This window comes from Pseudomonas sp. 58(2021) (genome assembly GCF_017491585.1).
In the GTDB taxonomy this organism is placed as follows: Bacteria; Pseudomonadota; Gammaproteobacteria; order Pseudomonadales; family Pseudomonadaceae; genus Aquipseudomonas; species Aquipseudomonas fluorescens_BT.
The window spans coordinates 81,972-105,128 of record NZ_JAFGYZ010000008.1 but is presented as its reverse complement, the minus strand read 5'-3'; the positions used below and the strand labels follow the sequence as shown (position 1 = coordinate 105,128).

Sequence of the window (23,157 nt, the reverse complement as noted above, 5' to 3'; positions counted from 1 at the left end):
TCTCAATCGATGTCATGGAGCGTCATTTATGCGTAACGGTTTTTTCTACTCTCTGTTTTTTGCACTGCTTGCCAGCGCCTCAATAGCCACTGTTGCTGCCCCTCTTGCCGTCTCTCAAACGGAGAAGACGACAGTGGTCGCGGAAGTGACCGACAGGTTGGCGTCGACTGAAAAGGTCGATCTCAACGGCGCCGATGCCGCTACCTTGCAAAAGCAGTTATCCGGTGTAGGGGAAGCGAAAGCCAAGGCGATTGTTGCCTACCGTGATGCTAATGGGCCATTTGCCTCGGTAGAAGAATTGCTGGAAGTGAAGGGCATCGGCAAAGCGATCCTGGATCGCAATCGCGACAAGCTGGAAGTGAACTAAGCTGATTGTTAGACGCCAAGGGGCCGGTCATTGACCGGCCCTTTTCATTCTCGCCCGAAAGATGAAGTGCGGTGGATGGTCGTAGCCCTCCTGTCGGGCAGTGGAAAATTATGGCTATCATATAAGCTTGAGATTATGCCTATAATATATTCGTCGACACTGAGGCACAGGCTCGCCTTCAGATGCGACCCTTCCCATTTGCTTCAGGAGTATTGCCATGAATTCCTCGAAATCCCAGGGCACCGCGCTTGTCACCGGTGCGTCCTCCGGCATCGGTGCCGTGTATGCGGAGCGATTGGCTGCGCGTGGTTTTGATCTGTTGCTGGTCGCCCGAGATCAGGAGCGCCTGGAATCGGCGGCCAGCAAGTTGCGGGACGCTCATGGTGTCCGGGTCGACGTGCTGAAGGCCGATCTCACGCAAAAGGCTGAAGTGCGCAAACTCGAGCAACGCCTGCGCAGCGACTCCAGCATCAATCTGTTGGTCAACAATGCCGGGGTTGCAGTGAACGGATTGCTGGCCAATGCCGACCCGGACCAACTGGAAAAACTGATTCAACTGAACGTCACGACCCTTACCTGGCTGGCCTCGGCAGCCGCAGCCGCGTTCACCAAGGCCGGGCGCGGCACGATCATCAATATCGCGTCGGTCGTCGCCTTGTTCCCGGAACGTTTCAATGCGACCTACAGTGCCAGCAAGGCTTATGTTTTGAGTCTCACTCAGTCGCTCAATACGGAACTGGAAGGCACCGGGGTCAAGGTGCAAGCGGTGTTGCCTGGAGTGACCCGTACCGAGATCTGGGAGCGTTCAGGCTTTGACGCCAGCGGTATTCCGGCGGAAATGGTCATGGAGGCGGGTGAGATGGTCGATGCAGCGCTGTCCGGTCTGGATCAGGGCGAGCTCGTCACGATTCCTTCGCTGCCCGACGCCGGGGAATGGCAAGCCTTCGTGGCTGCGCGTCACGTGATGGCTCCCAACCTGTCCCACAGTTCGGCGGCCAGCCGATACAAATAAAAAACTTCTGAGTCGTGAGAGGTCAACCCGATATGGATCAGCGTCGAATAGTTGTCACGGGTATGGGCCTGGTGTCGCCCTTGGGCAGCGTTGTCGAAGTCGTCTGGCAGCGTTTGTTGGCCGGGCGTTCGGGATTGCGAAACCTGCCGGAAGCGGTCATTGCCGATCTGCCGACGCGGGTCGGCGGTGTAGTGCCGACGATGGAAGAGGATGCCGAAGCCGGTTTCGATCCGGATCGGGCGACGCCGCCGAAGGAGCAGAAGAAAATGGATCGTTTCATTCTGTTCGCCATGGAGGCTGCCCGTCAGGCGCTTGAGCAGGCCGGTTGGCATCCGTCCGACTCTCACGCTCAGGAGCGCACTGCGACCATTATCGGTTCGGGTGTCGGCGGGTTCGGTGCAATCGCCGAAGCCGTGCGCACCACCGACAACCGTGGTCCGCGTCGCTTGTCGCCCTTCACCATCCCATCGTTTCTGGTCAATCTCGCGGCGGGTAATGTCTCGATCCAGCACGGGCTCAAGGGACCGCTTGGTGCGCCAGTCACCGCGTGTGCGGCCGGCGTGCAGGCGATCGGTGACGCCGCTCGGCTGATTCGCGCCGGCGAGGCCGACATCGCGTTGTGCGGCGGTGCGGAAGCCTGCATCGACCGCGTCAGCCTTGCCGGTTTTGCGGCAGCGCGTGCTTTATCCAGCGGCTACAACGACACGCCCGAACGCGCTTCGCGGCCGTTTGACAGTGGCAGGGACGGGTTTGTGATGGGCGAGGGCGCCGGGCTGCTGGTGATCGAATCTTTGGAGCATGCGCTGGCGCGCGGTGCACAACCGTTGGTCGAACTGGTCGGCTACGGCACCAGCGCCGACGCTTATCACCTGACTGCCGGGCCGGAAGACGGCAGCGGTGCCCGGCGAGCCATGACGCTGGCGCTGGCTCAGGCGGGTATCACGCCGGATCAGGTGCAGCACCTCAATGCGCACGCAACCTCGACGCCGGTAGGTGATCTTGGCGAACTGGCGGCCATCAAGTCGGTGTTCGGGACGCATAACAAGATCGCCGTGACTTCGACCAAATCCGCCACCGGGCATTTGTTGGGCGCTGCCGGCGGTCTTGAAGCGATCTTCACGCTGTTGGCGATCCGCGATCAGGTCGTTCCGCCCACTCTCAATCTGGACAATCCCGATCCGGCCAGCGAAGGCGTGGACATTGTCCACGGTCCGGCGCGGTCGATGCCGATCGAGTACGCGCTGTCCAACGGATTCGGATTCGGTGGGGTCAATGCCAGTGTGCTGTTCAAGCGTTGGCAGGATTAGTCTTCGGAACGCTTGAGGTGTTCGCGGGTGACGTCGAGGATCTGCTGCGCCAACCCGGCATCCGCGACGCTGCGTGAGAGCAGGAGCGCGCCGGCCAGTGTCGCCATGATGACGATACTGCGCTCGGCCGCGTTTTCGCCTTCGAGGGTGTTCTGGATCTGATCCAGGCGAGCCTTGAGCACGAGATCGCTGGTCGGACTCGGCTGGCCGCGCAATCCCAGTTCCGAAGAGATGGTCAACAGCGGGCAGCCTTCATGTGGAGAGGTCTGATGCCATTCGGAGAGGTACGTATCGACGAAGGCTTCCAGCGGTTTTTCCTGGGCGAACAGTTCTTCGCACAGGCCTGCCACCTGATCGCCGGCAGCTTGCAGGGCTTTTTCGACCAGGTCGTCCTTGGATTTGAAATGCGAATAAAAGCCGCCGTGGGTCAGTCCCAGTGCCTTCATCAAGGGCTGCAGGCCGGTCGCACCAATGCCGTCCTTGCGAAACCGCTCGGACGCCTCCTTGATGATGCGCTGATGGGTCTGGGCTTTATGATCTTGCGAGTAACGCATTTAAACTCTCCGCAACGTGACCACCATCTTAACCAATGAAAATTGAATGGTGACTGTACTTCTACTTCTAAAAAACCTGCGAGTGAATCCAAGATGATCCTGTCAGCGGATGTCGGTTGGCACGGATAGTGGTTGCAGCTCACAAAGTTGCCATCACCCAAGGAGCAGGAGAACCATGTACAAAGACTATCCGGCCGCCTATCAAGTCAGTAAAGGCTCGGCCTTGCAGATCAATGCACCGTTCTACGAGCGGATTCGCGACGAAAAGGGCGCGCGAACCCTGATCGAGCAATTCGAAGTGCCGATCCGCACCGGTCGCGCCTGGCATGTTCCGGCGGGACATGTGTTTCGTGTCACCACACCGGTGGGGCCGCAGGTGGGCGATTTCAATGTGTGGAATGCCCACGATCCACGCGAGCGGATGTGGGCGGCCCGGACCCGGCAACTTCAGGGCGCCCATGTCAGCACACATGATCGCCTCTGGTCGAACTTGCCTTTTCTGCGGCCGCTGATCACCATCACTGATGACAGCCTGGCCGGTTACGGCATCGACGAGCACGGCGGTCGCCTGCATGATTTGCTCGGTACGCGCTGTGATCCCTATGTGAACAAGATGCTCACCGGCGAAGACTTTCATCATCATTGCCATTCCAACCTGACCCGCGCTGTGCTGCCCCATGGTCTGACCGAATTCGACGTGCACGACGTGCTGAATATCTTTCAGTGCACGGGCCTGAATCACGATGACTTGTATTTCATGAAGGCCTGCCCGGCGCAGAAGGGCGATTATCTGGAATTCTTTGCGGAAATCGACTTGCTGTGTGCGTTGTCGACGTGCCCCGGCGGTGATCTGTCGTTGGCGATGTGGGGGCCGGATGCGCAGGATCCGCTGAGTGTGTGCCGTCCGCTGGGGGTGGAAATCTATCGGCTGGACGAATCGTTACTCGAAGGCTGGAGTTCGCCGGAACGCGCCGCGTACAAAGGCCTGCATGGTTTGCATATCGCCAAGGCCGAGTGGGAAAAATAACCGCCGTCAAAAACAAACCCCGCCGATTCAGGCGGGGTTTTTCGTTCAACGATCCTGAGCGTCCTTGATGTCCGCTTCGGCATTGCGCTCGGCAACGCGTTGACGTTGTTCTTCGGTCAGTTCGACCTTGTTGGCGGTGTCACGCAGCATCATCAGACCCCCCACGATCGAGCCGATTGCAACGACCAGAATCAACCAGGCATACCAGGGCATAGCGGCTCTCCTTAATGGCAGGTCGCCGGGCGAGGATTTCGCCGGCGATGCTGCTTACCACGTTTGAGCGATGGGAAATCGCAGTGGTTCCATTCTAGGCCGCTTATGCCCGGTGCGGTTAAAGCCCGGTCAGCATGGCGTCCGCCGGAGCATTCGCGCGCAATTGCCCGGTGAGCAAAAAGTAGCCGAAGCCGACAGCCATGAAACCCAGGAAAATCAGGCCGATCAACGCATTGAACCAGGCCATCGCCACCAGGCAGACGATCGCCAGCACCAGCGCAATGAACGGGATCAATGGGTAGCACGGCGCGCGGAAAGTCCGCTCCAGATTCGGCTCGCTTTTGCGCAGTTTGAACAGACTGAGCATGCTCATGATGTACATCACGATGGCGCCGAACACGGCCATGGTGATCATTGCGGCCGTGAGCGTCATGCCGCCGAGATTGATCAGTCCGTCGCTGTAAATGGCAGCAATGCCGATGATTCCGCCGGCGATGATCGCCCGGTGCGGGGTCTGGAAGCGCGACAGCTTCGCCAGCGAGGCGGGCAGGTAACCGGCGCGGGCGAGGGCGAAGAATTGGCGCGAGTAGCCGAGAATGATCCCGTGAAAACTCGCCACCAGACCGAAAAGACCGATCCACACCAGCATGTGCAACCAGCCGGAATTGTCGCCGACCACCGCTTTCATCGCTTGCGGCAACGGATCGTTGATGTTCGACAGGGTACGCCAGTCGCCAACGCCTCCCGCAAAGAACATCACACCCATCGCCAGCAGCACCAGGGTCAGAATGCCGCTGATGTAAGCCTTGGGAATCGTGCGTTTCGGATCCTTGGCCTCTTCGGCCGCCATGGCCGCGCCTTCGATGGCGAGGAAGAACCAGATCGCAAACGGAATCGCCGCGAACATCCCGGCAATCGCCGGTGCGCCAAATACGTCCGCGCCGGCCCAGCCATTGAGCGCGAAGTTGCTGAAACTGAAGGCCGGGGCGACCACCCCCATGAACACCAACAGCTCGGCGACGGCCAGCACGCAGACGATCAATTCGAAGGTCGCCGCCAGTTTCACGCCGAGGATGTTCAGCCCCATGAAGACGATGTACGCACCGACTGCTGCGTGTTTCGGATCGAGGGCAGGAAACTGCACGTTCAGATAGGCGCCAATCGCCAGCGCAATCGCCGGCGGGGCAAAGACAAACTCGATCAGTGTTGCCAGTCCTGCGATCAATCCGCCTTTTTCACCGAACGCCCGACGACTGTAGGCAAACGGCCCGCCCGCGTGCGGGATCGCCGTGGTCAGTTCGGTAAAGCTGAAAATGAAGCAGGTGTACATGGTCGCGACCATGAATGAGGTCACCAGAAAGCCCAGGGTTCCCGCGACGCCCCAGCCGTAACTCCAGCCGAAATACTCCCCGGAAATCACCAGCCCCACCGCGATGCCCCACAGGTGCAACGTGCCCAGCGTGGGTTTGAGTTGTGTGTTCATGCGTTTGCTCCCTGAACGGTTTGGAAAGCCCGGGGAGGTCGTGTGCAGTGGGCGTGCCATTTTGTATTGGCGAGTCGTAATAGGCTGAAATGCGTCGTATCGGGGATGTTCGCGACGCAATGCCCACAAAGTTGTGCGCCAGTCGGGTGCGATGTTGTCTGTGCTGCCGTCTTCGCGGGCAAGCCCGCTTCCACATTTTGAAATGCGCTCGTCCAAACAACGCATCCCCCTGCGGGAGCGGGCTTGGTCCGGGCGGCGATCCGACGAAGAGGCCCGCCCAGGCAACGCGAAACTCTGCTGTAACGCCCGCGTAAACCCACTCTTTACGCTTTCTTTATGCCCCGCCCGCACCCTCGGCCTCGTTCCTTTACAGCCACTTTTCCGACAATGCCTCCACACGCGGCAATACGCCGTAACACGGAGATCTTCCATGAGCGTTCTGGACGGGGTGTCCCTGCTGCTGGCAGTGGGGCTGTTCATTTATCTGTTGGTTGCGCTGTTGCGCGCGGACCGGAACTAGGAGCGGCTATGCACAGTTATGACTATTGGCAGATCCTCGCGTTTTTCGCGTTGGTGTTGCTGCCCGCGCCGTTCCTCGGGCGCTTCTACTACAAGGTGATGGAAGGTCAGCGCACCTGGCTGACGCCTATTCTCGGCCCGGTCGAGCGCGGCTGTTACCGTCTCGCGGGGGTCAATCCGCAGGACGAACAGAGCTGGCAGAAGTACACGCTGGCGCTGTTGGCGTTCAACCTCGCAGGTTTCCTGTTGCTGTTCGCGATCCTGTTGTTCCAGGACCACCTGCCGTTGAACCCGCAAAACCTGCCGGGCCAGGAATGGACGCAAGCGTTCAACACTGCGGTCAGTTTCATGACCAACACCAACTGGCAGTCCTACAGCGGTGAAGCGACCCTCAGTTACCTGAGCCAGATGGTCGGCCTGACCGTGCAGAACTTCGTCAGCGCCGCCACCGGCCTCGCCGTGCTGGTCGCGTTGTGCCGTGGTATCGGTCGCAAATCCACCAAGACCTTGGGCAACTTCTGGGCCGACATGACCCGTGCCACCCTCTACGGTCTGCTGCCGCTGTGCCTGCTGCTGGCGCTGTACCTGGTGTGGCAGGGCGTGCCGCAGACCTTCGCGCAATACGTGAATGCGGTGACCCTGCAAGGCGTCGACCAGGTGATTCCGCTCGGTCCTGCGGCCAGCCAGATTGCGATCAAGCAACTGGGCACCAACGGCGGCGGCTTCTTCGGGGTCAACTCGGCGCATCCGTTCGAGAACCCGACCGCGTGGAGCAATCTGTTCGAAGTGTCGTCGATCATCCTGATCCCGGTGGCGCTGGTGTTCACCTTCGGCCACTACGTGAAGGACCTGCGTCAGAGCCGCGCCATCATCGGCTGCATGCTCGCGCTGTTTCTGATCGGCGGCGCTACGTCGATGTGGGCGGAGTATCAGCCGAACCCTGCGCTGAACAACGTGGCCGTCGAACAGACCGCGCCGCTGGAAGGCAAGGAGTCGCGCTTCGGCACTACCGCCACGGTGCTGTGGTCGGTGACTACCACCGCGGCGTCGAACGGTTCGGTCAACGGCATGCATGACAGCCTCAACCCGCTCAGCGGCATGGTGGCGCTGGTCAACATGATGGTCGGCGAAGTGATCTTCGGCGGCGTCGGTGCCGGGCTCTACGGCATGTTGCTGAACGTGCTGATTGCGGTGTTCCTTGCCGGCCTGATGATCGGCCGTACCCCGGAATACCTCGGCAAGAAACTCCAGGCCCGCGAAGTGCAACTGCTGGTCGTGACCCTGCTGGTGATGCCGGTCGGCGTGCTGGTGCTGGGCGCGATTGCCGCGGCCCTGCCAGGCCCGGCGGCGACCATCAGCAACCCCGGTCCCCATGGTTTCAGCCAGTTGCTGTACGCCTACACCTCGGCCAGTGCCAACAACGGTTCGGCGTTTGGTGGCCTGAGTGCCAACACCCCGTTCCACAACCTGATGCTCGGCCTGGGCATGTTGATCGGTCGCTTCGGTTACATCCTCCCGGTACTGGCCCTGGCCGGCAGCCTGGCGATGAAGAAAACCGCACCGATCGGCCAGAACAGCTTCCCGACCCACGGCCCGCTGTTCGTGACCCTGTTGACCGTGACCATTTTGCTGGTAGGCGGCCTGACCTTCTTGCCAACCCTGGCGCTCGGCCCGATCGCCGAACATTTGAGCATGGGTTTCTAAGGAGCTGATGATGAATATGCCCGCAATCAAACCCGTCGTCGCCAAGGCGCCGGAACACGCGAAAACCACGATCAGCGCTCTGTGGCGCCCGGCGCTGGTGCAAGCGTTCGTCAAGCTTGACCCTCGTCAGCTGGTGCGCTCACCGGTAATGCTGGTGGTCGAACTGACCGCGATATTCACCACCGTGCTGTGCTTCATTCCGGACAACATCGTGCCGACCTTCGTCGCGGCGCAAATCGCGCTGTGGCTGTGGTTCACCGTGCTGTTCGCCAACTTCGCCGAGGCGCTGGCCGAAGGTCGCGGCAAGGCCCGCGCCGACAGCCTCAAGGCCGGCAGCGAAGGCCTCAGCGCCCGACGCAAACTGGCCAACGGCAGCTTTCAGGTGGTGCCCGCCGCCAGCCTGCGCAAGGGGGACGTGGTGCGGGTCGAAGCCGGGGAAATGATCCCTGGCGACGGCGAAGTCATCGAAGGCATCGCGGCCGTTAACGAAGCGGCAATTACCGGTGAGTCCGCTCCGGTAATCCGTGAATCCGGCGGCGACCGTTCCGCCGTTACCGGTAATACGCGACTGGTGTCCGACTGGCTGCTGGTGAAAATCACCGCCAACCCCGGTGAATCGACTCTTGACCGCATGATCGCGCTGGTCGAAGGCGCCAAACGCCAGAAGACCCCGAACGAAGTGGCGCTGGATATTCTGCTGATCGGTCTGACCCTGATCTTCCTGCTGGTGGTCGTGACGCTGCAGCCGTTCGCCCACTTCGCTAACGGCAGCCTGCCGCTGGTGTTCCTGGTGGCGTTATTGGTCACGCTGATTCCGACCACCATCGGCGGTCTGCTGTCGGCCATCGGTATCGCCGGGATGGATCGTCTGGTGCGCCTGAACGTGATTGCCAAGTCCGGTCGTGCGGTGGAAGCGGCGGGTGACGTGCATGTGTTGCTGCTGGACAAGACCGGCACCATCACTTTCGGCAACCGTCGTTGCAGCGCCGTGTATGCGGCGCCGGGTGTGAATGCCCGTGAGCTGGCAGAAGGCGCGCTGTTCGCTTCGCTGGCCGATGAAACTGCCGAAGGCAAGTCCATCGTCGAGTACCTGCGCGGTTCCAATCCGCAGCCGGAACCTTCGCCGGAAACCCTGACCGCCGTACCGTTCAGCGCCGAAACCCGCTTGTCCGGTGTCGACTATCAGGGCCGTGTGTTCCGCAAGGGCGCGGTGGATTCGTTGCTGGCCTTCCTCGGTCAACAACGCAAGGATCTGGCCCCGGCGCTCTCCCGGGAAATCGACAAGATCGCCCAGAGCGGTGGTACGCCATTGCTGGTCTGCGCCGACGGCAAACTGCTCGGTGTGATCCACCTGAAGGACGTGGTCAAGCCGGGCATCCGCGAGCGTTTCGCCGAGCTGCGCAAACTGGGGATTCGCACCGTGATGGTCACCGGCGACAACCCGCTGACCGCTGCCGCGATTGCCGCTGAAGCAGGCGTCGACGATGTGCTGGCCGAAGCCACACCGGAGAAAAAACTGGCGCGCATCCGTCACGAGCAGAACGACGGTCGCCTGGTCGCCATGTGCGGTGACGGTGCCAACGATGCTCCGGCGCTGGCTCAGGCTGACGTCGGCATGGCAATGAACGACGGCACTCAGGCAGCGCGTGAAGCGGCCAACATGGTCGACCTCGACAGCGACCCGACCAAGCTGCTGGATGTGGTGCAGATCGGCAAGGAATTGCTGGTGACTCGTGGCGCGCTGACGACCTTTTCCATCGCCAACGACGTGGCCAAGTACTTCGCGATCCTGCCGGCACTGTTCGCCGCGATCTACCCGCAGCTGGGCGTGCTGAACATCATGCACTTGAGCAGTCCGCAGAGCGCGATCCTGTCGGCCATCGTGTTCAACGCTTTGATCATCGTTGTGCTGATCCCGCTGGCCCTGCGCGGCGTGCGGGTGCAGGCCGCGAGTGCGGCGGCGTTGCTGCGTCGCAATCTGCTGATCTATGGCCTGGGCGGGATTCTGGTGCCGTTTGTGGGGATCAAGGCAATCGACATGTTGCTGACGGCGTTGCATCTGGTGTGAGGCTGATATCGCAGCCCCTCACCCTAACCCTCCCGAAACGTCGGACCGCCCGGAGGGAGAGGGGACTGACCGAGGTGTTTTCTGGAGATACATCGACCTGAGATATCGAGTCGGACTCCGGTTTTGAAAAGCATAGAGATCGGCTCCCTCTCCCTCCGGGAGAGGGCTGGGGTGAGGGGAAAGATGTCCCTGACACCCCAAGTCTGTAAGCCCAATGAATTCGAGGATTTTGAAATGTCCACAATGTTACGTCCGGCCCTGAGCCTGCTGGTGTTGATGACCCTGGTCACCGGCGTTGCCTATCCACTGGTCGTCACCGGCGTCGCACAGGTCGCCTTCCCCGAGCAGGCCAACGGCAGCCTGGTGCGCGATGCCGAAGGCAAGGTGCGCGGCTCGTCGCTGATCGCGCAGGATTTTGTCGGCGATGCGTGGTTTCATCCACGTCCTTCAGCCGGTGCCTTTGCCACCGTTTCGAGCAGCGCGAGCAACCTGGCGCCGAGCAATCCGGCGCTGGCCACTCGAGTGATCGATGACGCCAACAAGCTGCTGGTGCCCGGGCAAGGGCCCGTGCCGCTGGCGCTGCTGACTACGTCCGGCAGCGGTCTCGATCCGCACTTGCCACCGGCCGCGATTGCCTATCAACTGGCGCGTGTCGCGGCAGCGCGTAATGTGCCGGTGGCGACCTTGCAGCAGTTGCTCGACGCGCATATCGAACAGCCACTGGTGGGCCCGCCGGTGGTAAATGTGCTGGCGTTGAACATGGCGCTGGAAAAGCTGTAATGAATCCTTCAGGAAGAGATCTTCAAGCATGAGTGACTCCGGCCGCGCCGACGCGCTGTTAGCAGAACTGCCCCGCGACGGACGCGGCCGGCTCAAGGTTTTTCTTGGCGCGGCGCCGGGCGTGGGCAAGACCTACGCGATGTTGCAGGCAGCTCACAGCCAACTGCGTCAGGGCGTGAAAGTCATTGCAGGCGTGGTCGAAACCCATGGCCGCGCCGAAACCGAAGCGCTGCTCGGCGGCTTGCCGCAACTGCCGCTGGTGCGATCGGAATACCGTGGCGTGACGCTCGAAGAAATGGACCTCGACGGCCTTCTCGCCGCCAAACCGAAGCTTGTGCTGGTCGACGAACTCGCCCACAGCAACGCCCCCGGAAGTCGCCATGCCAAACGCTGGCAGGATATTCAGGAACTGCTCGCCGCGGGCATCGACGTCTACACCACGGTCAACGTCCAGCACCTGGAAAGTCTCAACGATCAGGTGCGCGGCATCACCGGTGTGCAGGTGCGCGAAACCCTGCCGGACTGGGTGCTGCAGGAAGCCTACGAACTGCTGCTGATCGACCTGCCGCCCCGGGAATTGCTCGAGCGCTTGCGCGAAGGCAAGGTCTACGTGCCGGAGCAGGCCCGGGCCGCGATCGATGCGTTTTTCACCCAGACCAATCTCACCGCGTTGCGGGAACTGGCGATGCAGACTGCGGCGGCGCAGGTCGACAACGATCTGGCGCAGGGCTACCGCAAGCTCGGTCAAGCTGCGCCGGCAGTACGCGGACGCTTGCTGGTCGGCGTCGATGGCAATGCCGATGCCGAACGTCTGGTGCGTCACGCCAGCCGTGTCGCCCAGCGTCGGCATTTGCCGTGGAGCCTGGTGCACGTCGACAACGGCAGTGTGCGCGATGAGCAATCGCGGCTGCGCCTGCAAAGCGCCCAGCAACTGGCCGAACGGCTTGGCGGGGAAGTGGTGCTGTTGCGGGCCGGCGAGGTGGCCAAGACCCTGATCCAGCATGCCACCGAGCGCCGGGCCAGTCTGGTGCTGGTCGGCCAGTCGCGCCCGAGTCTGCGACGGCGCCTGTTCGGTGGTGGTCTGGCAGCGCGTTTGCTGCGTCAGTCCCACGGACTGGAAATCAACGTGCTGGACAGCGATCACGAACAGCATCCACCGCGCCTGCGGACGGCGCCAACGCTGGTGTGGTTCGACTATGCACTGGCGCTGGTGGCCACGGTGTTGGCCAGTGCGCTGGCGTGGGCGGTGTCCAGCGTATTGCCGCTGCCGAACATTTCGCTGGTGTTCCTCGCGGCGGTGTTGCTGGTGGCGGTGCGCAGCAGCCTGGGACCTGCGCTGGCCTGTGCGGCGCTGTCGTTCCTGACCTACGACTTTCTGTTCATCCCGCCAAATTTTTCCTTCGCCATCCAGCGTGAAGAAGACGTACTGACTTTGCTGTTCTTCCTGTTGATGGCAGCGCTCACCGGCAATCTGGCGGCGCGTCAGCGGCGGCAATTGCAGGCGTTGCGCGATACCCAGGAAGAGACCACCGAGTTGCTCGACCTGTCGCGCAAACTCACTGCAGCCACCGACCGTCAGGCCGTGGTCAGTGCCGCCGCGCAGCACCTCAATGGCTGGAGCGATCTGCAATTGTGCCTGCTCAATCGTGATGGGCAGGGCGGCTGGAAAGTCGAAACCGGCGGGCCGTTGCAGTTCACTGAATCCGAACGCGCCGCTGCCGACTGGGCCTGGCAACACGACCAACCGGCGGGCATGGGGACCGGCACGTTGCCATTCGGGCGCTGGTGGTGGTGGCCGCTGTCGGTGGAAGACGGGCCGTTGGCACTGCTTGGGGTGTGTGCCAAAGAAGGTCAGACATTGAGCGGCCAGCGTCGTCGCTTGCTGACCGCGCTGAGCCAGCCGCTGGCGCAGGCACTGGCCCGTGCGCAACTGGCCGATGACCTGGAGGCCGCGCGTCTGCATGGCGAAACCGAGCAACTGCGCAGCGCCTTGCTGGCCTCGGTGTCTCACGATCTGCGCACGCCGCTGACCTCGATGCGCGGCAGCATCGACAGCCTGCTGGCACTCGGCGAAGCGATCCCGCTGGAGGATCGTCGTGAATTGCTCGAAGGCACTCGCGATGAGGCCGAGCGTCTGGACCGTTACATCCAGAACCTGCTGGACATGACCCGACTCGGCCACGGCGCCCTGAAACTGGCGCGGGACTGGGTATCGCCGGCGGACATCGTCGGCAGTGCGCTCAATCGTCTGCGCGCCGTGCTGTCGTCGTTGCAAGTCAGCACCGATGTGCCGGCCGAGTTGCCGCTGTTGTACGTGCATGCCGCGTTGATCGAGCAAGCGCTGGTGAACGTGCTGGAAAACGCCGCCCGATTCTCGCCATCCCACGGCCGTCTGCAATTGCGTGCCGGAGCGGATGACAGCGAAGTGTTTTTCTCGGTGAGCGATGAAGGGCCGGGGATTCCGGTCGATGAGCGGGCGAAGATTTTCGACATGTTCTACACCGCCGCCCGGGGTGATCGGGGCGGACAGGGCACGGGCCTGGGGCTGGCAATTTGTCAGGGCATGGTCGGCGCCCATGGCGGGCGGATCAGTGTCGGTGACGGCATCGACGGACGCGGCACCTGCATCACTCTGCACCTGCCCTTGCAGACGCAACCGGGGATGGACGGTGAAGCCTGAATCCGCCTGCGCTACTCTCTTGCCAATCTTTTGTATTGATGTGAACCCATGAGCCAGACCGCGACCATTTTGGTTATCGACGATGAACCGCAGATCCGCAAGTTCCTGCGTATCAGCCTCGCCTCACAAGGCTACAAAGTGCTGGAGGCCGGCACCGGGGCCGAGGGCCTGGCCCAGGCGGCGCTGAACAAACCCGATCTGCTGGTGCTCGACCTCGGCCTGCCGGACATGGATGGCCAGCAGGTACTGCGCGAGTTTCGCGAGTGGGCCACGGCGCCGGTGCTGGTTCTGTCGGTGCGCGCCAGCGAAGGACAGAAAGTCCAGGCGCTGGATGGCGGTGCCAATGACTACGTGACCAAACCGTTTGGCATTCAGGAGTTTCTCGCCCGGGTCCGCGCGTTGTTGCGCCAGGCCCCGGCCGGAGAGGCGCAACAAGCGGCGCTGGCCTTCGGCCCGCTGACGGTGGATCTCGCCTATCGCCGAGTGCTGCTCGACGGCGTCGAAGTGGCCCTGACCCGCAAGGAATACGCTGTGCTGGCGCAACTGGCGCGGCATCCGGGGCGGGTGATCACCCAGCAGCAATTGCTCAAGGACATCTGGGGCCCGACTCACACCGAGGACAGCCATTATTTGCGGATCGTGGTCGGCCATCTGCGACAGAAACTGGCGGACGATCCGACCCGGCCCCGGTTTATCGTGACCGAGGCGGGCGTCGGTTATCGCTTGTTGAGCGAGGGCAGCCTTTAGTTCTGTTCGCTCTCGTAGCGATCCAGCGTATCCCGGGCAATCTCGCGACCCAGCGCGATCAGCTCCGGCGCCTTGTAGAACTCGAAGAACCGGCAGACGCGTTTCGGCACGTTGATCAGGATGTCCGGCGGATACCCGGCGATCTTGTACTGGGCCAGCGAGGTCTGCATCACCTCGAAACTCTGGTTGATCAGGTCGAGTAATGACGCCGGCCCGACATTATCGATGATGAACGAACCGGTGGCGGATTTCGGCGCGCCATCGTGTTCAGGGGCGGCGGCCGGTTGCTGGGTTTCCGGGTCGGCGCCTTCGACCCACGGATTGATGTCTGCGGCTTCGGCGCGCAGCGCTTCCTGTTCCAATAACAGAAGTTGCTCGGCCTGTTTGCGGCGGAACGGCATCTTCGAGCCCAGTGAACTGATCAGGCTGTCAAAGCGTGTACGGAACGCGGCGGGGCGCTGGATCACCGGCAATTTGTAATGGCGCTGGTTGGTCGAGTTGAGATTGACCGCGATGATCAGATCGCAGTGGCTCGACACCACCGGCACGATCGGCAACGGATTGAGAATGCCGCCGTCCACCAGCATCCGGTTGCCCTGCATCACTGGCGTGAACAGGCTGGGAATCGCTGCCGAGGCGCGCATCGCCTGGTGCAGGCAGCCTTCCTGAAACCAGATTTCCTGCTGGTTGGTAAGGTCGGCGGCGACCGCCGTGTAAGGGATGCGCAGCTCTTCGATATTGATTTCGCCGACGATCTTGCGGATCTGGCCAAAGACCTTTTCGCCACGGATCGCCCCGAGGCGAAAACTCACGTCCACCAGTCGCAACACATCGAGGTAATCCAGGCTTTCGATCCAGCGTCGGTACTCGTCCAGCTTCCCTGCGGCGTAGATTCCGCCGACCACTGCGCCCATCGAACAACCGGCGATGCAGGCAATGTCGTAACCCCGCCGTTCGAGCTCTTCGATGACCCCGATATGGGCATAGCCCCGGGCGCCACCGGAACCCAGTACCAGTGCGACACGCTTTTTCATCAGACTTCCTCCCCCGACAGGTTTCCACAATGCACCCATCGAGGGCCGGGCTACAATCGCCGGGGTCGTTCGGGGCGGCACTGGCGTCGTTTTTTCGATACTTCTTGACCCGCTGGCGTTATCTTTTGCCGTGCGTTGGATTCATGGGGCACAAGGCACTTTTTCACCGCCCCAACGTCTTAATTGCACGACTGTTGACCTATCTTTGAGGTGTAAGTGATGAAAGCCTGGATCTGTGTGCCCTTGATTGCCCTGGCATTGGCCGGTTGCGCCGGCAAGACCGCCTACCGCGACAGCTGCGGCAGCCAGCTCGATGCGGCGTGGCATGAGCTGGATCTGGCCAAGGCCGAGGGTTTTGCCGGTACGGTGAGCTACTCCAAGGCCCTGTCGTTGCTGACGGCGGCCAAGACCCAGCAGCAATTCGAAGGCTTCGAGGGTTGCAGCAAAAAAGCCGAGAAAGCGCGTTTCTACATTCGCGAATCCCGCGCCGGACGCTAAGCTGCTGACTTAGCGCAACGGCGGATCAGCCACACCGGTGCACACTCATGCAATGGGATTGAAGTCAGGAGCAAGCGATGTCTGCGTTGGTTGACCGGTTGGTGGCTCATGTCCTGAGCCTGGAGGTCAGGCTGCTGGCCTGTCAGGCACGTCTGACCGCACGTACCGACCCGGAGGCGCTGCACGATCTGCGGACCACGGTGCGTCGCTTGCGCAGTCTGCTGAGGCCGCTGCGTGGCTTGCCTGGCGTCGAGCAACTGGAAGACGCGGCGGCGGCGGTGGGGCAACTGACCACGCCGTGGCGTGACCGCGAGGTGCTGGCGGCCTGGCTGACCGAACATGGCCAGCCTGAGGCCGCGCAGCGGCGCATGGCGCAGATGGCCGAGGCCTATCCGGCATTGGCGGCCAGTGCGCAGGTGGCCTCGCTGCTGATGATCCTCGATGCGTTTCCACGTTTCCTGCGCGCGTCCCAGCGTCAGGGCTTGCTCGATGACCTGGACAAGCGCATCGAAAAGCGTCTGGGCAAGCAATGGAAGAACCTCGACGTGGCGCTGCACGATCCGGCACACGATCGTCATCGTCTGCGCCTGTTGATCAAACGGGTGCGCTACGGGATCGAAGCCTACCCCGAGCTCGATCGTCTGCCGAAGGTCGCGTTGCCACGTCTGAAGTCCGCACAAGGCGCACTGGGTGACTGGCACGATTGCTGGCAATGGCTGGCGAAGGCCGAACAGGAAGCGGATCTGCAACCCTGCGTCGCCACCTGGCAGGCGACCATGGTCGAGGCCGAAATCAAGGCTGACCGGGTGCTGGAAAAACTCAGCACGACTTGTTTTAAAAAGTCCTGAAACGCACTTCAAAACCTGTAGAAGCCAGCAGTCTGACTTCCACAGGTTTTTTATTGTGTCTTAAACCGGCGCAAGGCCTATCTGTCAGCCTGTTTGACCGGAATGGACGCTGCGCCGCTCTGCCGCGCTGGTTAAGATCCGGTCATTCCCTTTTTCGTGTCCGAGGTTCCCATGCGCTTTTGCGATCTGATCGATGCAGTCCGTCGTCAACCGGAGGTCGTCATTCCGGCCGAGTGGGGCCAGGGGCGCGCCAGCTTCGGCGGGCTGGTGGCGGCGTTGCAATACGAAGTGATGCGAGCGCGGGTGCCGTCGGAGCGTCCGGTGCGTTCGCTGGCAATCACCTTCGTCGGTCCGGTCGAGCCCGAAGTGCCGGTGAGCTTTGAGGTGCAAATCCTGCGCGAAGGCAAAGCGGTGATTCAGGTGCTGGGGCGCGCCGTACAGAACGGTCAGGTGGTGACGATGGTGCAAGGCAGCTTCGGTGCTTCACGTCCGTCGGAAGTGGCCGTTGAAGCGTACCCGGCGCCAGAGATGAAACACTGGGACGACTGCCAGGAGCTGCCGTACATCAAAGGTGTGACCCCGGAGTTCATGCGTCATCTGGCGATGCGCTGGAGTGTCGGCGGCATGCCGTTCACCGGCATTCAATCACGGTTGATGGGCGGCTGGGTGCGCTTGCGTGGGGATGTGAAAGAGGAACCGGTCAACGAAGCGCATCTACTGGCGCTGGTCGATGCCTGGCCGCCTGCGCTGTTGCCGTATCTGAAGAAGCCGGCGCCGGGCAGCACGCTGACCTGGACCATCGAATTCGTTCAGCCGTTACGGGCGCTGAGCACGCTGGATTGGTGCCAATATCTGGCGGACATCGAGTACGCCGCCGACGGTTATGGTCATGTTGCCGCCAAACTGTGGAGCGCCGAGGGCGAACTGATCGCCATGAGCCGGCAGACGGTGACGATCTTCGCCTGACTCAATGACGGCGGTGGCGTTCACGCCAGGCACGATACCAGCCGCCGCTGAGCAGAAAGCGCGGGAAGGTCAGAAACTGCTCGACCAGCAGACGCGAAACGGCGTCCATGCGATCACTGAACGGCTCGGAGGCTTGCGCCTCCAGACGGTGGCCGTGACGCTGCAGACCCAGCGCTGCGACAATCCCGATCACGCCGATGGCCACGCTCGCCAGGCTCAGGCTGAACACCCCCGAGACGATCAACAGAAACGCAACGATGAACAGTGGTACGGCAATCAGATGCAGCACCAGATTGGTCGGATGCTGGTGATTATTCGGGTAGGCGCGCCATTGCCAGGCGGGAAGGTTGGGGTGACGTTTGCCCATGTTGCTGCTCCTCATTCCATGTTTGGTTCATGGTTGAAGAATAGGCCCGGGCAGGGAGGGCGGCGAATCAAGGTTGGCTATTGCCGCGATAGGCGTCATCGCCGGATTCGATGTTCCCGGCCTGACGCCATCGCCAGCAGTCCCTCAAAATTTAAGCTGACCAATTGCCTTGTTGAGTTCACCGGCCAGCGTCGCCAGCTCATTGCTGGTGGTCGCTGAGTCCACCGTCTGCTGCACGGTGTTCTCGGTCACATCGCGAATGCTCACCACCGCGCGGTTCATCTCTTCGGCAACCTGACTCTGCTGTTCTGCCGCCACCGCAATCTGCGTGTTGCTCTCGCGCATCTGCGCCACCGCGCCGGTGATTTCTGCCAGCGCTTCACCGGCCTCCTGGGCCTGCTGCACGCAATCGTCAGCCTTGTACGAACTCTCCTGCATGAAGTCCACCGCATCGCGGGTCCCGGCCTGCAGCGCCGACACCATGGTGGTGATTTCGTCGGTGGACGTCTGCACGCGTTTGGCGAGGTTGCGCACTTCATCGGCGACCACCGCGAACCCGCGGCCCATTTCCCCGGCGCGCGCTGCTTCGATGGCTGCATTGAGGGCCAGCAGATTGGTCTGCTCGGCGATGCTGTGGATCACGCTGACCACGCCGTTGATCTTCTGGCTGTCTTCGGCCAGGCGCTGGATCATCTCGGCAGTCTGCTGTACGCCGCTGGACAGGCCGGCGATCGAATGCTGGACGCGGGTGACCACTTGTTGGCCGCTGCCGGCCAGGCCGTCGGCAGTCTGCGACAGATCGCGAGTGGCACCAGCGTGCTGGGCGATGTGGTAGACGGTGGCGGTCATTTCGTTGATCGCCGTGGCGGCCTGATCGGTTTCACTTTGCTGGCCAAGCATGCCGTGACGCACCTCGTTCATGCTCGACGCCAGCCGTGCCGCGCCGACGTCCAGTTGTCGTGCAGTGTTGGCCACGGTGGTGACCACGCGCTGGTAGCCGGCCTGCATCGCGTTGAAGGCATTGGCCATCTGCCCGACTTCGTCTTTGCAGGCCAGTGGCACCCGGGCGGAAAGATCGCCGGTTTTTTCGACGTGCAGCATTACGTCCTTGAGCGTGTTGAGCTGGCTGAGCAAGAAGCGGATCAGCAACTGCGAGGCACCGAGCATCGCCAGCATCAGGATGAACACCGCTACCGCGTAGTTGGCGAACCGTTTGCTGAACACTTGACTGAGGCTGGGGGCGTAGGCGATCACGGCGACCTGCTGGCCATCGGCACGGCTGAATACCTCGGCGCCGAGCAGCGGGTTTTCGCCGAAAAACGGCAAGTGACTGATGTCGATCCAGCCGTTGCTGTCGGTGATTTCCAGCAGCGGTTGATCGTTGAGGCGAGGCGCTTCACCGCGTTTGAACGTCAGCACCTGATCACTCTTGGGCAGGGCCTGACCTGCGGGCCAGGCTTTGAGCAATTGCGCCTGCGCCTGTGCCGACGCCTGTGCGGCGTGGCTGCGTGCCTGCTGTTCGAGCTGCACCGCGTACAGCACTAACAGCAAGGTGGTGACGAAGGCGACCGCGTTGACCGCCCAGAATTTGTATTTCAGCGAGATATTGCTAAGCCAGGCACCCATGGAGGTCTTCTCTGATAGCGGAAACAGTTTTGGCAAGGTGCCATTATTGTGCCGCTACGCAGGTGCCCGGGTCTTGATGTGCATCAACAAGTAATGAGTTCCCGGCTCAGGGCAGGGCAGGCAAACCGTAGAACGCCCGGGCGCAAGCGGTGGTGTGGCTCGCCAGATCTTCCTCGGTCTCACCTCGATGCAGCGCCACTTCACGCAACACTTCGGTTAAATAGGCCGGCTCGTTTCGTCCGTTCTTCGGCTTCGGTCGTAGTGTGCGCGGCAGCAGATACGGTGCATCGCTTTCCAGCATCAGACGCCCGCGTTTGATCTCCTTCACCAACGGATGCAAATGGGTGCCGCGACGCTCGTCGCAGATCCAGCCGGTGATGCCGATGTGCAGATCCAGGTCGAGGTAACTGAACAACGCTTTCTGCTCGCCGGTGAAACAATGCACTACGGCGGCCGGCAACTGGTCGCGAAAGTCACGGAGAATCTCCAGCAGACGCGGGCTCGCGTCGCGCTCATGGAGGAACACCGGCAGTTGCAGCTCCACGGCCAGGGCCAGATGTTCTTCGAGGACTTTTTCCTGTTGCGGTCGTGGCGAGAAATCACGGTTGAAATCCAGCCCGCATTCGCCCACCGCCACCACGTTCGATTCCTTCAGCAGACTGCGCAGACGCCGTGCGCTGTCGGCGTTCCAGTCACTGGCCGAATGCGGGTGAATGCCGGCGGTGGCGAACAGTCGCTGGCCGTCCGCATCCAGTTGCTGGCACAACTCCAGCGCCTGTTCGCTTCCCTCGATGCTGGTGCCGGTCAGCACCAGTTGGCAGACCCCGGCAGCGTAGGCGCGATCGAGCACGACCTGATGTTTGTCGGCGAAACTGGGGTTGGTCAGGTTGACGCCGATATCGATGAGTTGCATGGTGCTACCTCGGGCCGAAGGCCGGAAAGCATATCAGAGCTGTAGATTTATCAGAAAAGCCAAGAACTACAACGGCTTATGACTGTCTGTTGAGGCCGCGAGGCAACACGGGTTGGCAGAGTTGCCATCACTGTGCCAGTCTCTCGCACTTTATCAGCGCTCCTGGCGCTCTGTTTTCGTCGGTGTTTTGCGACCGTTCAGCGGTGAAAACGCCCCGTATTCTTTCCGGAGAGTGGATGGTTCGTCCCTCGGTTTTGCTCCTGCTGTGTGGTTCGCTGCTGCTGCCGATGACGGCGGTTGCGCGCTTGCCCGGGCCGCTGCAAGCCGTGCCGGCTGCCAAGGTTCGCGACCTGACCGAGATCCGCAGCAGCCGTGTGTTGCGGGTGCTCGTCAATCAAAGCCGCAACAGCTCCGGCGAAGTCCAGGGCCAGACCATTGGCGTCGAATATCACCGTTTGCGCGCCTTCGAGCAGTACCTCAATGGCCATGCCCGCGACGGTCAGGAAATAACCCTCAAGATCATTCCCAAAGCCAAGGATCAATTGCTCGGCGCGCTACAGCGTGGCGAGGGCGATCTGGTGGCGCCGGGCGAATTGCTCGATCTGCAACCGGGCCATGCGGTCGCCAGCAGCGAACCGATCGCCAGTAATGTGCCGCTGGTGCTGGTCGGCATCAAGGGCGAGAAACGCTACACCAAAGTCGAGCAGCTGGCCGGCAAAACCCTGGCACTGCCCACCGGCAGTGCGGCGGGGGAGGCGGTCAGTCAACTCAACCAGAAACTGGCGCTGCACAAACTGGCGCCGATCAAGATCGAATGGGTCGATCCTACGTTGGCCGTCGAGGATGTGCTGGAGATGGTCCAGGGCGGCATCTTCCACCTGACCATCGTCGAGCAACCGATTGCCGAGCGCTGGGGCAAGATCCTGCCGAAGTTGCGTGTTGACCGGCAGTTGATGATCAGCGAGCCGGGCGAGGAGTACTGGTTCGTGCGGCGAGATGCTTCGATGCTGCGAGCGAGCATCGACCGTTTCCTGACCGGCTACAAGACGCCGTCGAACGAAGACGCAGCGTTTCTGCGGATCTACCGTCGCCTCTATCAAGTCCACTATCCATTGGCCAAGGCTGACCGCCAGCGTCTGGAAAAACTGCGTCCAACCCTGCAAAAGCATGCCGAAGCGCAGAACATGGACTGGCTCAATCTGGCCGCGCTGGCGTTCAAGGAATCGGCGCTGCAACCCGCTGCGCGCAGCGGTGGCGGGCCTACCGGGCTGATGCAGATCACGCCGTCCGCCGCGCAGCGGGTCGGCGTCAATAACATCCAGAATCTCGATGCGAATGTGCAGGCCGGGGCCAAGTATCTGGCGATGATCCGCCGCAAGTTCTTCAACAGTCCGAAGCTCAATGAGCGCGAGCGCATGGCGTTTACCCTGGCCGCCTACAACATCGGCCCGGAGCGCGTGCAGGGCATGCGCGCCGAGGCCCGGCGTCGTGGTCTGAACCCTAATCAGTGGTTCTTCCAGGTCGAGCGCATTGCCATGGAGCAGGTCGGGATGGGCGCCGTCAGCTATGTTAATAGTGTGAACAAGTATTACTTGGCGTTCGACCGGGAGCGGGAGTCGTTGGAGCCCGGGGGACAGAAAGTTGTCTCACGCAAATGATCTAATAAATTGATTGTTATGGCGGAATATTTGCGCTTTTAACATAAATTTAACTGATTAATATGGCGACCAACCAACAAGCCCTTCTGACAACAAGGAAACGCAACATGAGCTCTCTGATCAACAAAGTCCTGTTCACCCGCGCCGGCTACGGTCTGACCATTCTGCGCATTGCTGTCGGCGTGATCTTCGCCGCCCACGGCTCGCAGAAACTCTTCGGTCTGTTCGGTGGCTACGGCCTGGCCGGCACCGCGCAATACATGGAAAGCATCGGTCTGACGCCTGGTTATCTGATGGCGACCCTGGCAGGCGGCACTGAGTTTTTCGCTGGTCTGGCGCTGATCATCGGTCTGCTGGTACGGCCGGCGGCACTGGGTCTGACCTTCCTGTCGCTGGTGGCCATCTTCACCGTGCACATCAGCAACGGTCTGTTCATGGCCAACAACGGTTATGAGTTCGCCCTGGCCCTGCTCGGTGGCAGCCTTGCGGTGCTGATCGAAGGTGCCGGCAAGCTTTCGGTGGATCGCGCCATCGCCGGTTGACCGCTCTGGCTCAAGCAAAAGGCCCGCATTGTGCGGGCCTTTTTTGTTGCGGCTGATTCTTGACACTGGCCGGTCACGTTCTCTAGGATGCCGCTCATGCGCCGATTTAAACAGCTACTTGCGGGGCGCCAGGTGACTATTCTTCAGTTGCCGTCAGAAGCCGGAACAGGGCTTCGAAATACCGCTAAAGCGCTGGTTCGGTGTTGCCTCTCACCTGCCATGCAGACTTTTGAGGCAGAGACAC

At 61.6% G+C, this 23,157-nt stretch carries 22 protein-coding genes; 15 read left to right on the top strand and 7 right to left on the bottom strand.

What is annotated here, in order from left to right; all coding sequences use genetic code 11:
- Nucleotides 1-28: 28 nt before the first annotated feature.
- From J5M72_RS11435 to fabF, 3 genes are all read left to right on the top strand, one after another.
- Nucleotides 29-367: a helix-hairpin-helix domain-containing protein gene (locus tag J5M72_RS11435; RefSeq protein WP_169431354.1), complete on the top strand. Its 339-nt coding sequence runs from the start codon at nucleotides 29-31 to the stop codon at nucleotides 365-367.
- Nucleotides 368-584: 217 nt separating this feature from the next.
- On the top strand, nucleotides 585-1,379 hold the full coding sequence (locus J5M72_RS11430; protein ID WP_207865497.1) for an SDR family oxidoreductase: 795 nt from the start codon (nucleotides 585-587) through the stop codon (nucleotides 1,377-1,379).
- A 32-nt stretch (nucleotides 1,380-1,411) separates the two neighbouring features.
- On the top strand, nucleotides 1,412-2,686 hold the full coding sequence (gene fabF / locus J5M72_RS11425) for a beta-ketoacyl-ACP synthase II (RefSeq protein WP_207865496.1): 1,275 nt from the start codon (nucleotides 1,412-1,414) through the stop codon (nucleotides 2,684-2,686).
- Here the strand turns inward: fabF and J5M72_RS11420 are convergent.
- Nucleotides 2,683-3,240, bottom strand: a complete 558-nt coding sequence (locus J5M72_RS11420) for a TetR/AcrR family transcriptional regulator (protein ID WP_169431351.1) — start codon at nucleotides 3,238-3,240, stop codon at nucleotides 2,683-2,685. The two genes, fabF and J5M72_RS11420, sit on opposite strands and share 4 nt — an antisense overlap.
- A 175-nt stretch (nucleotides 3,241-3,415) precedes the next feature.
- Here J5M72_RS11420 and J5M72_RS11415 point away from each other — a divergent pair, with 175 nt between their 5' ends.
- Nucleotides 3,416-4,267 carry a DUF1989 domain-containing protein gene (locus J5M72_RS11415; protein WP_207865495.1) on the top strand — a complete coding sequence of 284 codons (852 nt, stop codon included), beginning with the start codon at nucleotides 3,416-3,418 and terminating at the stop codon, nucleotides 4,265-4,267.
- Between the two features lie 45 nt (nucleotides 4,268-4,312).
- Here J5M72_RS11415 and J5M72_RS11410 read toward each other — a convergent pair whose 3' ends face one another.
- Nucleotides 4,313-4,480: a DUF2897 family protein gene (locus J5M72_RS11410; RefSeq protein WP_065257130.1), complete on the bottom strand. Its 168-nt coding sequence runs from the start codon at nucleotides 4,478-4,480 to the stop codon at nucleotides 4,313-4,315.
- Between the two features lie 118 nt (nucleotides 4,481-4,598).
- Nucleotides 4,599-5,963 (bottom strand): ethanolamine permease, encoded by a 1,365-nt coding sequence (gene eat, locus J5M72_RS11405; protein ID WP_085710789.1) that lies wholly within the window; start codon nucleotides 5,961-5,963, stop codon nucleotides 4,599-4,601.
- A gap of 430 nt (nucleotides 5,964-6,393) precedes the next feature.
- On the opposite strand from eat, the gene kdpF reads away from it, so the two are divergent.
- The 6 genes from kdpF to J5M72_RS11375 all read left to right on the top strand — a co-directional run bounded on the left by kdpF (nucleotide 6,394) and on the right by J5M72_RS11375 (nucleotide 14,461).
- Nucleotides 6,394-6,483, top strand: coding sequence for a K(+)-transporting ATPase subunit F (kdpF, locus tag J5M72_RS11400; protein ID WP_007899818.1), 90 nt, complete (start codon nucleotides 6,394-6,396; stop codon nucleotides 6,481-6,483).
- Nucleotides 6,484-6,491: 8 nt separating this feature from the next.
- Nucleotides 6,492-8,186, top strand: a complete 1,695-nt coding sequence (gene kdpA / locus J5M72_RS11395) for a potassium-transporting ATPase subunit KdpA (RefSeq protein WP_169431348.1) — start codon at nucleotides 6,492-6,494, stop codon at nucleotides 8,184-8,186.
- Nucleotides 8,187-8,196: 10 nt separating this feature from the next.
- A complete protein-coding gene (gene kdpB, locus J5M72_RS11390; RefSeq protein ID WP_207865494.1) occupies nucleotides 8,197-10,254 on the top strand; it encodes a potassium-transporting ATPase subunit KdpB in 2,058 nt (685 codons plus the stop codon).
- A 234-nt stretch (nucleotides 10,255-10,488) separates the two neighbouring features.
- A complete protein-coding gene (gene kdpC, locus J5M72_RS11385) occupies nucleotides 10,489-11,034 on the top strand; it encodes a potassium-transporting ATPase subunit KdpC (RefSeq protein ID WP_169431346.1) in 546 nt (181 codons plus the stop codon).
- A 28-nt stretch (nucleotides 11,035-11,062) separates the two neighbouring features.
- Complete coding sequence (locus J5M72_RS11380) at nucleotides 11,063-13,714, top strand: sensor histidine kinase KdpD (protein WP_169431345.1); 2,652 nt, start codon at nucleotides 11,063-11,065, stop codon at nucleotides 13,712-13,714.
- Nucleotides 13,715-13,762: 48 nt separating this feature from the next.
- Entirely contained in the window at nucleotides 13,763-14,461 is a 699-nt protein-coding gene (locus tag J5M72_RS11375) for a response regulator (protein WP_207865493.1), read from the top strand.
- Here J5M72_RS11375 and J5M72_RS11370 read toward each other — a convergent pair.
- Nucleotides 14,458-15,495 carry a patatin-like phospholipase family protein gene (locus tag J5M72_RS11370; protein WP_207865492.1) on the bottom strand — a complete coding sequence of 346 codons (1,038 nt, stop codon included), beginning with the start codon at nucleotides 15,493-15,495 and terminating at the stop codon, nucleotides 14,458-14,460. The two genes, J5M72_RS11375 and J5M72_RS11370, sit on opposite strands and share 4 nt — an antisense overlap.
- A gap of 219 nt (nucleotides 15,496-15,714) precedes the next feature.
- Between J5M72_RS11370 and J5M72_RS11365 the strand changes: the two genes are divergently transcribed.
- From J5M72_RS11365 to J5M72_RS11355, 3 genes are all read left to right on the top strand, one after another.
- A complete protein-coding gene (locus tag J5M72_RS11365; RefSeq protein ID WP_041069470.1) occupies nucleotides 15,715-15,993 on the top strand; it encodes a hypothetical protein in 279 nt (92 codons plus the stop codon).
- Between the two features lie 77 nt (nucleotides 15,994-16,070).
- The gene (locus J5M72_RS11360) at nucleotides 16,071-16,841 is read left to right on the top strand and encodes a CHAD domain-containing protein (protein ID WP_169431342.1); all 771 of its coding nucleotides are present in this window, start codon (nucleotides 16,071-16,073) and stop codon (nucleotides 16,839-16,841) included.
- 171 nt (nucleotides 16,842-17,012) lie between these two features.
- Nucleotides 17,013-17,807, top strand: coding sequence for a thioesterase family protein (locus J5M72_RS11355; protein ID WP_207865491.1), 795 nt, complete (start codon nucleotides 17,013-17,015; stop codon nucleotides 17,805-17,807).
- A 1-nt stretch (nucleotide 17,808) separates the two neighbouring features.
- On the opposite strand, the gene J5M72_RS11350 is transcribed toward J5M72_RS11355, so the two are convergent.
- The 3 genes from J5M72_RS11350 to J5M72_RS11340 form a co-directional block, all read right to left on the bottom strand.
- Complete coding sequence (locus J5M72_RS11350) at nucleotides 17,809-18,174, bottom strand: Mpo1-like protein (protein WP_207865490.1); 366 nt, start codon at nucleotides 18,172-18,174, stop codon at nucleotides 17,809-17,811.
- A 144-nt stretch (nucleotides 18,175-18,318) separates the two neighbouring features.
- Nucleotides 18,319-19,800 (bottom strand): methyl-accepting chemotaxis protein, encoded by a 1,482-nt coding sequence (locus tag J5M72_RS11345; RefSeq protein ID WP_207865489.1) that lies wholly within the window; start codon nucleotides 19,798-19,800, stop codon nucleotides 18,319-18,321.
- A 106-nt stretch (nucleotides 19,801-19,906) separates the two neighbouring features.
- Nucleotides 19,907-20,713 (bottom strand): TatD family hydrolase, encoded by an 807-nt coding sequence (locus tag J5M72_RS11340; RefSeq protein WP_207865488.1) that lies wholly within the window; start codon nucleotides 20,711-20,713, stop codon nucleotides 19,907-19,909.
- A gap of 236 nt (nucleotides 20,714-20,949) precedes the next feature.
- Here J5M72_RS11340 and J5M72_RS11335 point away from each other — a divergent pair, with 236 nt between their 5' ends.
- Together J5M72_RS11335 and J5M72_RS11330 are read left to right on the top strand one after the other, a co-directional pair.
- The gene (locus tag J5M72_RS11335; protein ID WP_169431337.1) at nucleotides 20,950-22,371 is read left to right on the top strand and encodes a transglycosylase SLT domain-containing protein; all 1,422 of its coding nucleotides are present in this window, start codon (nucleotides 20,950-20,952) and stop codon (nucleotides 22,369-22,371) included.
- Between the two features lie 107 nt (nucleotides 22,372-22,478).
- A complete protein-coding gene (locus J5M72_RS11330) occupies nucleotides 22,479-22,913 on the top strand; it encodes a DoxX family protein (protein ID WP_007950955.1) in 435 nt (144 codons plus the stop codon).
- The last annotated feature ends 244 nt before the right edge of the window (nucleotides 22,914-23,157 follow it).

Excerpts from the sequence above, each read along its gene's own strand:
- J5M72_RS11435 (WP_169431354.1), top strand. The coding sequence starts at position 29 with ATGCGTAACGGTTTTTTCTACTCTCTGTTTTTTGCACTGCTTGCCAGC.
- J5M72_RS11430 (WP_207865497.1), top strand. The coding sequence starts at position 585 with ATGAATTCCTCGAAATCCCAGGGCACCGCGCTTGTCACCGGTGCGTCC.
- fabF (WP_207865496.1), top strand. The coding sequence starts at position 1,412 with ATGGATCAGCGTCGAATAGTTGTCACGGGTATGGGCCTGGTGTCGCCC.
- J5M72_RS11420 (WP_169431351.1), bottom strand. The coding sequence starts at position 3,240 with ATGCGTTACTCGCAAGATCATAAAGCCCAGACCCATCAGCGCATCATC.
- J5M72_RS11415 (WP_207865495.1), top strand. The coding sequence starts at position 3,416 with ATGTACAAAGACTATCCGGCCGCCTATCAAGTCAGTAAAGGCTCGGCC.
- J5M72_RS11410 (WP_065257130.1), bottom strand. The coding sequence starts at position 4,480 with ATGCCCTGGTATGCCTGGTTGATTCTGGTCGTTGCAATCGGCTCGATC.
- eat (WP_085710789.1), bottom strand. The coding sequence starts at position 5,963 with ATGAACACACAACTCAAACCCACGCTGGGCACGTTGCACCTGTGGGGC.
- kdpF (WP_007899818.1), top strand. The coding sequence starts at position 6,394 with ATGAGCGTTCTGGACGGGGTGTCCCTGCTGCTGGCAGTGGGGCTGTTC.
- kdpA (WP_169431348.1), top strand. The coding sequence starts at position 6,492 with ATGCACAGTTATGACTATTGGCAGATCCTCGCGTTTTTCGCGTTGGTG.
- kdpB (WP_207865494.1), top strand. The coding sequence starts at position 8,197 with ATGAATATGCCCGCAATCAAACCCGTCGTCGCCAAGGCGCCGGAACAC.
- kdpC (WP_169431346.1), top strand. The coding sequence starts at position 10,489 with ATGTCCACAATGTTACGTCCGGCCCTGAGCCTGCTGGTGTTGATGACC.
- J5M72_RS11380 (WP_169431345.1), top strand. The coding sequence starts at position 11,063 with ATGAGTGACTCCGGCCGCGCCGACGCGCTGTTAGCAGAACTGCCCCGC.
- J5M72_RS11375 (WP_207865493.1), top strand. The coding sequence starts at position 13,763 with ATGAGCCAGACCGCGACCATTTTGGTTATCGACGATGAACCGCAGATC.
- J5M72_RS11370 (WP_207865492.1), bottom strand. The coding sequence starts at position 15,495 with ATGAAAAAGCGTGTCGCACTGGTACTGGGTTCCGGTGGCGCCCGGGGC.
- J5M72_RS11365 (WP_041069470.1), top strand. The coding sequence starts at position 15,715 with ATGAAAGCCTGGATCTGTGTGCCCTTGATTGCCCTGGCATTGGCCGGT.
- J5M72_RS11360 (WP_169431342.1), top strand. The coding sequence starts at position 16,071 with ATGTCTGCGTTGGTTGACCGGTTGGTGGCTCATGTCCTGAGCCTGGAG.
- J5M72_RS11355 (WP_207865491.1), top strand. The coding sequence starts at position 17,013 with ATGCGCTTTTGCGATCTGATCGATGCAGTCCGTCGTCAACCGGAGGTC.
- J5M72_RS11350 (WP_207865490.1), bottom strand. The coding sequence starts at position 18,174 with ATGGGCAAACGTCACCCCAACCTTCCCGCCTGGCAATGGCGCGCCTAC.
- J5M72_RS11345 (WP_207865489.1), bottom strand. The coding sequence starts at position 19,800 with ATGGGTGCCTGGCTTAGCAATATCTCGCTGAAATACAAATTCTGGGCG.
- J5M72_RS11340 (WP_207865488.1), bottom strand. The coding sequence starts at position 20,713 with ATGCAACTCATCGATATCGGCGTCAACCTGACCAACCCCAGTTTCGCC.
- J5M72_RS11335 (WP_169431337.1), top strand. The coding sequence starts at position 20,950 with ATGGTTCGTCCCTCGGTTTTGCTCCTGCTGTGTGGTTCGCTGCTGCTG.
- J5M72_RS11330 (WP_007950955.1), top strand. The coding sequence starts at position 22,479 with ATGAGCTCTCTGATCAACAAAGTCCTGTTCACCCGCGCCGGCTACGGT.